The organism is Reyranella sp. (assembly GCF_036558665.1).
GTDB lineage: Bacteria > Pseudomonadota > Alphaproteobacteria > Reyranellales > Reyranellaceae > Reyranella.
On the sequence record NZ_DATBFE010000035.1, the window covers coordinates 49,629 to 59,725 of the forward strand.

At 66.8% G+C, this 10,097-nt stretch carries 5 protein-coding genes; all 5 read left to right on the forward strand.

All coding sequences use genetic code 11. The features are described 5' to 3' along the window. Positions 1-208: 208 nt before the first annotated feature. Positions 209-1,930 carry a thiamine pyrophosphate-binding protein gene (locus tag VH499_RS05275; protein ID WP_332051647.1) on the forward strand — a complete coding sequence of 574 codons (1,722 nt, stop codon included), beginning with the start codon at positions 209-211 and terminating at the stop codon, positions 1,928-1,930. A gap of 65 nt (positions 1,931-1,995) precedes the next feature. Beyond that, a complete protein-coding gene (locus VH499_RS05280; protein WP_332051648.1) occupies positions 1,996-3,714 on the forward strand; it encodes an N-acyl-D-amino-acid deacylase family protein in 1,719 nt (572 codons plus the stop codon). Between the two features lie 138 nt (positions 3,715-3,852). Beyond that, positions 3,853-5,808 (forward strand): APC family permease, encoded by a 1,956-nt coding sequence (locus VH499_RS05285; protein WP_332051649.1) that lies wholly within the window; start codon positions 3,853-3,855, stop codon positions 5,806-5,808. Positions 5,809-5,894: 86 nt separating this feature from the next. Beyond that, positions 5,895-9,140 (forward strand): adenylate/guanylate cyclase domain-containing protein, encoded by a 3,246-nt coding sequence (locus VH499_RS05290; protein WP_332051650.1) that lies wholly within the window; start codon positions 5,895-5,897, stop codon positions 9,138-9,140. 81 nt (positions 9,141-9,221) lie between these two features. Next, a complete protein-coding gene (locus VH499_RS05295) occupies positions 9,222-10,064 on the forward strand; it encodes an LLM class F420-dependent oxidoreductase (RefSeq protein WP_332051651.1) in 843 nt (280 codons plus the stop codon). Positions 10,065-10,097: the final 33 nt, after the last annotated feature.

The window sequence follows — 10,097 nt, forward strand, 5'->3', positions numbered from 1 at the left end:
CGACAGAGCGCTCGGCTGAAGGTTGCAGGCCGCAGCATGATCGCGAGAGACATAGGTGATCGAAGGCTGAAAATCAAATTCGGGCGCGCCATCTGGACGCCCCTCGCACGATCCCGTTTTTCGCCCGGCGGTAAGCCAAGCCGCGGCCGGACCTATGTTCCATCGATTTCCGGCGCTACCCTCGGCCGGGCAGTTTGAGGAGCACGGCATGACCATTCTCGAGCACGAGGGCCTCGACGGTGCAACGAGGCGTCGCGCGCCGACCTATCAAGTACTTGTCGAGGACATCAAGGCTCTCGGCGTCGAGCAGGTGTTCGGCCTGATGAGCGACGACACTGCGGTCTTCGCCACCGCGCTCGACAGTTCCGGCGTCCGCTTCTACGGCGCGCGGCACGAGAACAACGCCATCGCCATGGCGGAAGGTTTCGCCTATGCGACCGACGGTCTCGGCATTGCGGTGATCGGAAGGGGACCGGCCACGGCGAACGGGCTGCACGCCGCTACCTATGCAAGCCGCACCGGCTCGCGCGTGCTGATCATCTACGGCGAGGCGGCAGTGCCGACAGGGGCCGCCAATTCGCTCGGCCCCGACTACAAGGGCTTCAACGCGACGGGTGTGTTGAGCGCCGCCGGCATCCGCACCTTCGTCGCGACCAGCGCCGTCGCCGCCCGCGGTGCGTTGGCGGACGCCGCGGCTGCGGCGCTGCAGGGCGGGGTGGCGGCGTTACTGCTTCCTGTCGACGTCCAACTCGCCGAAATGGATCTCGGGGAAGGGGCGTTTGCAGCCGCGCCGAAACGGGCCCTGCGTCCACCGACACCGCCACGCTCGCAGGCGATCGAAGCGGCCATTGGCCTGCTGCGGCAGAGTCGCAAGCCGCTGATCCTCGCGGGCCAGGGAGCGTATCGTGCCCGCGCCAGGGCAGCCCTGGAGCAGCTCGCCGAGCGGACCGGCGCACTGCTGGCGACATCGGCCCGCGGCAAGGACCTGTTTCGCGGGCATCCGTGCAATCTCGGGATCATCGGTTCGTTCTCGCATTCCGCGGCGCGCCGCTTGGTGGCCGAGGCGGATTGCGTCCTGGTGTTCGGCGCGAGCCTCAACCTGCTCACCATGAGCTTCGGTCATTCCCTGCCGAAGGCGCCGCTGATCCAGGTCGATGCAAGCCGCGGCAACATCGGCCGCTGGCATGCGGCCGATGTCGCCGTGGTGGGCGATGCGCGGCTGGCGGCGGAGGCGCTCCTCGAGGCGCTGCCGGCGGGGTCCAACGCCGAGCGACCATTCCGCTCGGAAGAGACGCGGCGCTTCCTCGGTGACTTCGACATCGCCCGGGACTTCCAGCCGGCCAATACCACCCGCACAGTCGATCCGCGCGCGCTCGGCGTCGCGCTGGACAAGCTTCTGCCGCCGAGGCGCAACCTGGTTTACGACGCCGGCAATTTCCTCGGCATCGTGCCCTATCTCTCCGTGCCGGACCCCGGTCATTTCAAGATGACCAGCGATTTCGCGTCAATCGGTCTCGGCTTCGGCGCGGCGCTGGGCGTGGCCAGGGCACGGCCGGACGAAACCACGGTTCTGGTCATTGGCGACGGCGGCTTTCTCATGACCATGGGGGAGCTCGAGACCGCGGTGCGCGAGGACCTGCCCCTGGTCATCGTGCTGATGAACGATTGTGCCTACGGCGCGGAGCTGCATTTCCTGAAGATGCGCGATCTGCCGGTGGCCAAGTCGGTGTTCCCCGACGTCGACTACGCGCCGATCGCCGAGGCCTTCGGCTTCCAGGCGGCAACGATCCGTACGCTCGACGATTTGCACAAGGCGGCGCCAATGCTCGCCCGGCCGGACGGTCCGGTGTTCCTCGACTGCAAGCTGAACGCGGCCGTCGCCGCGCCGTTCATGAGCGAGTTCCACGAGTTCGAGACCAGAAAGCACTGAGGGTGGCCAAGATGGACGGTTGCCCGCCGGGACCATAGCATCGTCACGACCAACCGGAGGACACCATGGCGCTGGATCTGTTGGTGCGCGGCGGCACCGTCGTCGACGGCTCGGGCGGCAACCGGTTCGTTGCCGATATCGGCATTGCGCAGGGTCGGATCGCCAGGATAGGGCGCCTCAGCGAGCCGGCGCGTCGGACCATCGACGCCGACGGTCTGATCGTCTCGCCGGGCTTCATCGACGGCCATACCCACATGGATGCGCAGGTTGCGTGGGATCCGTTGGGAAGCTGCTCGTGCTGGCACGGTGTCACTTCGGTCGTGATGAGCAACTGCGGCTTCGCCCTGGCGCCCTGCAAGCCGGCCGACCGCGATTGGTATGCACGCTGCCTGTCGGCCGTCGAGGACATTCCGACCGAGGCGATGGCCGCCGGCATCGACTGGTGCTGGGAAACCTTTCCCGACTACATGGCCACGGTCGAGCGCCTGCCCAAGGCGATCAACTACGGCATGTATATCGGCCATTCGGCGCTGCGCATGTACGTCATGGGAAGGCGCGCGCTCGACGAGACGGCGAACGACGACGACATGCGTCGCATGGGGCTTCTGGTCCAGGAGGCGCTGAAGGCCGGCGCACTCGGCTTCTCGAGCTCGCGGGCGACCACCCATGTCACGCCCGATGATACACCCGTCGCCAGTCGCATCGCCGACTGGCGGGAGATCGACCGCATCGTTGCCGCCATGGCCGAGCTCGATGCCGGCATCTTCCAGATCGGTCCGGACATCGGCAGCGGCCCGACCCATCGTGCCTTCCTCGAACGCCTGCGGCAGGTCGCGCTCGCTCACGGCCGGCCGATCATGTTCGGCGTGCTCGCCACCCGCCAGGGCGAGGATCCCAACCCCTGGCAATATCAGACGAAGTACATCGACGACACGATCGCCGCAGGCGGACGCATGTTCGGGCAAGGCACGACGCGCTCGATCAATGCGATCTTCTCGCTGAAGTCCTATCTGCCGTTCGACGTGCTGCCGGCCTGGCAACCGATCCGTGCCCTGCCACTCGACGAGCAGAAGAAGCGGCTGCGCGATCCTTCGGTGCGTCGCGAGCTGGTGGCGGCGGAAGCGACGATGAAACCGCGGGACAAGACGTTCCAGGGCGGCGGTGCCGCGACCACGGATCCGCGCAAGCCCGACTACGCCAACCTCTTCGCGCTGAAGGGTGTCGATTGGGACGATCCGACGGTCGATCAGCTCGCCAGGGTGCGCGGCCAGCATCCTGTCGAAGTGATGATCGATCTGTCGCTCGCCGACGAGAACCAGATCTACGTCCAGCCACTGGTCAATGAATCGCCGGAGGACGTGCTGGGCATCCTGAGGCACGAGCGCACGCTCGCCACCTTCTCGGACTCGGGCGCGCACGTTTGCCAGGAGATGGGCTCGTCGCTGCAGACGCACTTCCTGAGCTACTGGGTGCGCAAGCGCGGCGCCTTCACGCTCGAACAGGCGATCAAGAAGCTGACGCGCGATAACGCCGTGGCCTGGGAGCTGCTGGACCGGGGCCTGATCCGGCAAGGCTGCAAAGCGGATCTGGTGCTGTTCGAGGAGGAGCGCATCCGTCCCTGCCTGCCGACGGTGGAGAAGGATCTGCCGGGCGCCGCACGGCGACTGGTGCAAAAGGCGGAAGGTATTCGCGCCACCATCGTCAACGGGTCGACGACCTTCGAGAATGGCGAGGCGACCGGTGCCTTCGCCGGCGAAATGCTGAGGGGCAAGCTGGCCGCGTAGGACGATTGCTCCTTGCCGGCGCTGCCCTGCGGGATGCTGCTGGTCGGTCGATCGAGATCTCGGTGGCCGAGTCCATTCGACGGCGCCAAGGGACACATGTACTGTTCGAGGAAGGACTGACTCGGGCGGGGGGACGCCATGCCACACAGGAATCTGGGCGAGATCTTCCTGGGTCCGCGCCTCGATCCCTTCAGTCAGGAGACCAGGCGGCATGTGGCCCTCGTCGCCTTCCTCGCCTGGATCGGGCTCGGGGCCGACGGTCTGTCGTCATCCTGCTACGGCCCGGCGGAAGCATTCCTGGCGCTCGGCGCCCACCGGCACCTCGCGCTTTATCTGGCGCTGGCGACGGCGGCGACCGTTTTCATCATCGCAGTCGCCTACAACCAGGTCGTCGAGCTCTTCCCGTCGGGCGGCGGTGGTTACAAGGTCGCCACGAACCTGATCGGGCCGGGCGCCGGCCTGATTTCCGGCGCCGCGCTCATCGTCGACTACATGCTCACAATCGCGATCTCCGTCGCGAGCGGCGTCGATGCAATCTTCAGCTTCCTGCCGCGCGATGTTCACCCCTTCAAGCTGGCGACGGAAATAGCGATCGTTGTCCTGCTCCTTGTGCTGAACCTTCGCGGAATGCGGGAATCGATCAGGATTCTGCTGCCGATCTTTCTCGGCTTCTTCGCCACTCACATCATCCTGATCCTGCTTGGCATCGGGCTGCATGCCGACCGCATCCCTGCGCTCGTTCCCGATACCCTGAAGGAAACCTCGCTGCTCACGCAGCAAATGGGCTGGATCTTCACCGCCTCCCTGTTTCTGCGCGCCTATTCGCTCGGCGGCGGCACGTACACCGGCATCGAAGCTGTCTCCAACAACGTGCAATCGCTTGCCGAGCCGCGCGTGCTCACCGGCAAGTGGACGATGTTCTATATGGCGCTGTCGTTGAGCTTCGTGGCCGGCGGCATCATTCTTCTCTATTTGCTCTGGGATGTGCAGCCGGCCGAGGGAGAGACACTGAACGCGGTCGCCTTCCGCGCCATACTGGGCGACAGCATCGGGCATTCGGGATTCGAGACGCCGGCGCTCTGGGTCGTTTTGATGCTCGAGGGCGGCCTGCTGCTGGTCGCCGCCAATACCGGCTTCCTCGGCGGGCCCGCCGTGCTCGCCAACATGGCTGCCGATTCCTGGGTGCCGCACCAATACCGCTATCTGTCGAGCCGGCTGGTCACGCAGCGCGGGATCGTTCTCATGGGGGTTGCCGCGGCCGGCATCGTTCTGGCCACGGAGGGAAGCGTGGCGCTGCTCGTGGTGCTGTACAGCATCAACGTGTTTCTCACCTTCGCGCTCTCGCTGCTCGGTCTGACGATCTACTGGTGGAGCGTGCGCCGCACCGATCGCCGGTGGCCAATTCGGATCGCGCTATCCATTCTCGGCCTGGTGGTGACGAGCGGAATTCTCGCTGTCACCACCGTCGAGAAGTTCACCGAAGGCGGGTTCATGACCCTGCTGATCACCGGCATCGTGATCGGCTTCTGTATCCTCAACCGCTCGCACTACGAAAAGATCCGGCGCAAGCTTCGCGAGGCGGACGCGGCACTGCCGATGGAGTATCCGATCTCGGCAACGCCGCCAGCGGTGCAGCCGAACGAGGCGACGGCGGTATTCGTCGTCGGATCCTGTCGCTGGGGCGGGGTTTATGCCCTGGACTGGGTAAGGCGGGAATTCCCCGACCATTTTCGCAATTTCGTGTTCATGAGCGCGCGCACGGTCGATGCCAGATCCTACAGCGGCTCTGAGGAACTGGAGCAGGTACGCGCGAAGGCGGCGCAGACGACCGGCTACTTCGTCACGTACTGCAACAATCGCGGCCTTGCCGCCAAAGCCTATGTCCGGTTCGGCACCGATCCGATCGAGGAGCTGACGGCGCTCGCGGAGCAGGTCCGGCAGGATTTCCCCCACTGCATCTTCTTCACGAGCAAGCTGATATTCGAGCGGGACAACTGGTACATCCGCCAGCTTCACAGCGAAGCGGCGCTGACCTTGCTGCGTCGGCTCCATTTGCGCCACATGCCGATGATCGTTTTGCCGATGAAACTCTGATCGTCCCGCCCGGGCTCGACGCCAGGCGCCATCGGATGCTCCACAGCGCCGGCGTCATGCCGTAAACTCCGTTCGCACATGTCACGATGGGCGGGAAGCGGGCATTGGATATCCGCGAATGGCTTGAGCAACTGGGGCTTGGTCGCTACGGCGACGCGTTCGTCGCCAACGACATCGACGAGACCAACTTGCGCGGCCTCGACGCCGACGATCTGCGCGAACTCGGGGTCGCGTCGCTCGGCCATCGCAAGCGGCTGATCGAAGCCATCGCGCGCCTCGGCGATCCGGTCGACGCGAAGGCGACCGGCACGTTGCAAACCGAGCGGCGGCAGGTTGTCGTGCTGTTCGCCGATATCTGCGGCTTCACGGAACTGTCGCATGCGCTTGGTGCCGAGGAGGCCCACCGGGTCGTCGAATCGTTTCTCGGCCGTGCCGACGAAATCGTGGCCGAGCACGGCGGTACGGTCGACAAGCATCTGGGCGATGCAACGATGGCGCTGTTCGGTGCGCCCCTGGCTTATGGGGACGACGCATTGCGTGCCGTTGCTGCGGCGGATGCCTTGCAGCGCGCCATGCCGGCGCTCTCGGCCCGGCTCGGCCGGCCTCTTTCGACGCATGTCGGCATCGCCATGGGCGATGTCGTCGCGGGCGACATCGGGAGCAGCGTACGTCGTGACTACACCGTACTCGGCGACACGGTGAACCTGGCGTCGCGCCTGGTCGGCGAAGCCGGCCCCGGCGAGACTGTGCTGAGCGATGCAGTGTGGCGCGCCGTCGCCGCCCGGATGGCCGGCACCGATCTCGGCGAGCGCATGCTCAAGGGAATAGCGAGTCCGCAACGCTTGTGGCGCCTCGATGGACCACGCGAGAGCGTGTCGACTGCGCGCTTTCCCTTCATCGGCCGCGAGCTCGAGCTCGCCCAGGCCGAGGCGGTGCTGGAAGCCGCCAATCCAGGCGCCGTGCTGCACATCAGGGGCGAAGCCGGCATCGGCAAGTCGCGCTTGCTGGCCGAGACTCTTGCCGCGGCGGAGCGGCGCGGCTTTTCGCCCGTCCTGGTTCGCGTCGTCGACTTCGGGGCAGACCGGCGCCACCTGCCGCTGCGTTCGCTGGCCGAGCAGCTCGCGCGGCGGCTTCCGGGATGGCCGGAAGACGAGACTCTGTCACCCTCGGCGCGTGCCGCGCTGCACGACGTGCTCGAGCAGCCTCTGGCCGCCGAGTTGGCTCAGCCCTACTTCGCCATGGAGGATGCTCGCCGGACCGCCTTGCGCGTGCAAGCGGTTCTGGATCTCGCCGGCATTGTCGCCTCCGCGACGCCCATGGCCGTCGCCGTCGAGGACCTGCATTGGGCGCGCGATGCGGTAAAGAGCCTGGTTCGCGCGCTCGCGCTGCGCACGCTCGACTCGCGTCTGGTCCTTCTGACCACGTCGCGTATCGAGGGCGATCCTCTCGATCTGACCTCTCGGCGGGAGTTCGGCGGAGCGTCGATTGCGATCATCGAGCTGGGTCCCTTGCGTCCCGAGGCGATGCAGCAGCTGGCTCGCGTCGCCGCGAGCGCCATCGATCGGGCGAACACCAGCCGCGTCCTCGCCCGTTCAGGCGGCAATCCGCTGTTTCTCGAGCAACTCTTGTTGAGCGCGGACGATGCCGAGGCCCGCCCGCTGCCAGGCACTATCCGCGCCCTCGTCCAAGCCCGCCTCGATCGGCTGGCGCAGGGCGACCGCGCGGCCGTGCAGGCCGCCAGCGTGCTGGGCCAGCGCTTCTCGATGGCCGCATTGCGAGCTCTGCTTCTGCGCCCCGACTACGATGTGCGGCGGCTCGTCGAAGCCGGTTTGCTGGCCTTCGACGGGGATATGGTCATGTTCGTGCACGCCCTCATCCAGGAGGCGACCTATGCCTCGTTGCTCAGCGAAGGGGCGCGGGCCTTGCATCGCCGTGCCGCCGATTGGCTGGGCGATTCGGAGCCCGACCTGCGCGCCAGCCATCTCGATCGGGCCAATGACCCGGCGGCTGCCAGGGCCTATCGCGTGGCCGGCGAGCGCTGGCGTGCCGCCGGCAACCTGTCGCTCGCTCTGGAGCGAGCCGAACGCGGCCTGCAGATCGCGCCGAACGATGAGGACGCGGTGCCGCTCCGGCTGCTGGTCGGCCACCTGAGGCTGGCGCTCGGGGCGCCGCGCGAGGCCGAAATGCAGTTCAGATCCGCGCTGCAACAGAGTCCCGACGAGGCGACGCGGGCCGAAGCCCGCTTCGGGGTGGCCGCATCATTGCGCATAGTCGACGACATGGAAGGCGCCGTGCAGGCGCTGGATCAGGCCCAGTCAGCCGCAGGGGCGCTCGGCCTCGCCGAATTGGCGTCGCGTTGCCACCATCTGCGCGGGAACCTCCTGTTTCCCAGTGGCCGGGTCGACGAATGCATGGAGCAGCATCGCATCGCCCTGGGCTTTGCCGAGCGCGCTCAATCGCTCGAGCTGACGGCGCACGCCCTGGGCGGGCTGGCCGACGCGTTCTATGCCCAAGGCCGCATGCGCTCCGCATTGTCGGCGCTCGAGCGGTGCATCGACACCGCGCGCTCTGCCGGCGCGGGGGGTGTCGAGATCGCGAACCGGCCCATGGCATCTATCGCCGAATGCTTCATGATGCGTCTCGACGCCGCGAAACAGGCGGCAGAAAGTGCGCGCACGATGGCACGGCAGGCGCAGAACCGGCGGGCCGAGCTTATCGCCCTGCATGGCCTGATGATGGCCGCCATCGAGGCGGGCGCCGCCGAGGAAGGCCTGGAGCATTTGCCGATGTCCCGTCAGATCGTCGCCGAGCTCGGCGCCTGGCGGTTCGAGGGTGAGAACGTGATCTTCGGCGCCCAACTCGAAGCTGCGGCCGGACGCCGGCAACGCGCCGTCGGGTTGGCGCGCGAGGCGATCGCCCTCTGCCGCCAGCACTCGATCTCGTTCGTGGGCGCCCTGGCCCTGGGCATCGCCGCCAACCTGACCGACGATCCCAAGGAGCGCGACGGGTGGCTGGTGGAGGGAGAAGCGCTCCTCGGGGAACACACCTTGGGTCACAATCACCTCTACTTCCGGCGAAACGCCATCGACGCCTCGCTGGCAGCCGGACGAACAGGCGAAGCACGGCGGCACGCCGCCGCCCTCGCGAGGTTTGCCGAGCGTGAGCCGCTACCCCTTACCGACCTGGTAGTGCGCCGCGGTCTGCTGCTAGCCGATGCCCGCGATGGAACTCTTTCGCCTGAAGGCCGGGCGGAACTCAGTCAGCTTGCCAGTCGGGCCGAGAAGGCCCGCTTCCTGCAGCTTGCCGAGGCCATGCATGCTGCTGTCCGCTGACATGCGCTTGGATTTCTGGCACGCGAGCCACTGGCGCAGGGTCGTGTACACTGGCGAAAATGACAGCGCGAGGGCGAGGCCATGCGGATCGGCGTCACGATGTTTCCGACGGACTACGCGGTGCCACCGCACGAGCTCGCCATCGAGGCCGAGGCGCGAGGCTTCGAGTCGCTCTGGTTCCCGGAGCACAGCCATATCCCGACCAGTCGAAAGTCGCCGTGGCCCGGCGGATCCGAATTACCGAAATGGTACTACGACACCTACGATCCCTTCGTGTCGATGGGCGCCGCTGCGGTCGTCACCAAGGCGATCAAGCTCGGTACCGGCGTCTGCCTGGTGGTGCAGCGCGATCCCATTCACACCGCCAAGGAGGTGGCGACTGTCGACCGGCTGTCGAATGGCCGTCTTCTGTTCGGCATCGGCGGCGGCTGGAATGCCGAGGAGATGGCCGACCACGGCACGGCCTTCGCGACGCGCTTCAAGCTGGTGCGCGAGCGCATCGAGGCAATGAAGGAGATCTGGGTGCGCTCCAAGCCGAAATACGCGGGGGAGTTCGTGAAGTTCGACGAGATGATGCAATGGCCGAAGCCGGTGCAGAAGCCGCATCCGCCGATCATCGTGGGCGGTGGCTTTCCGCACGGTGCGCGCCGCGCCATCGCCTATGGCAATGGCTGGATGCCGATCGGCGGCCGCGGCGGTGACACGCTGGCGATGCTGCCGCCGTTTCGCGAGATGCTGAAGGCGGCGGGCCGCGACCCGGGCGAGGTGCCAGTCACCCTGTTCGGGGTCGGAATGGACGGCGACTCGCTCAAACGCGCCCGTGACGCCGGCGTCGACCGTGTCGTCTTCGTCATTCCGCCCGAAGCCAGGGACAAGATCCTCCCCCTGCTCGACAAGGGCGCCGCGCTCATGCGCGGGGCGTGATGGCGGCGCTGCTTCTGGAACAGGAGGCCGTCG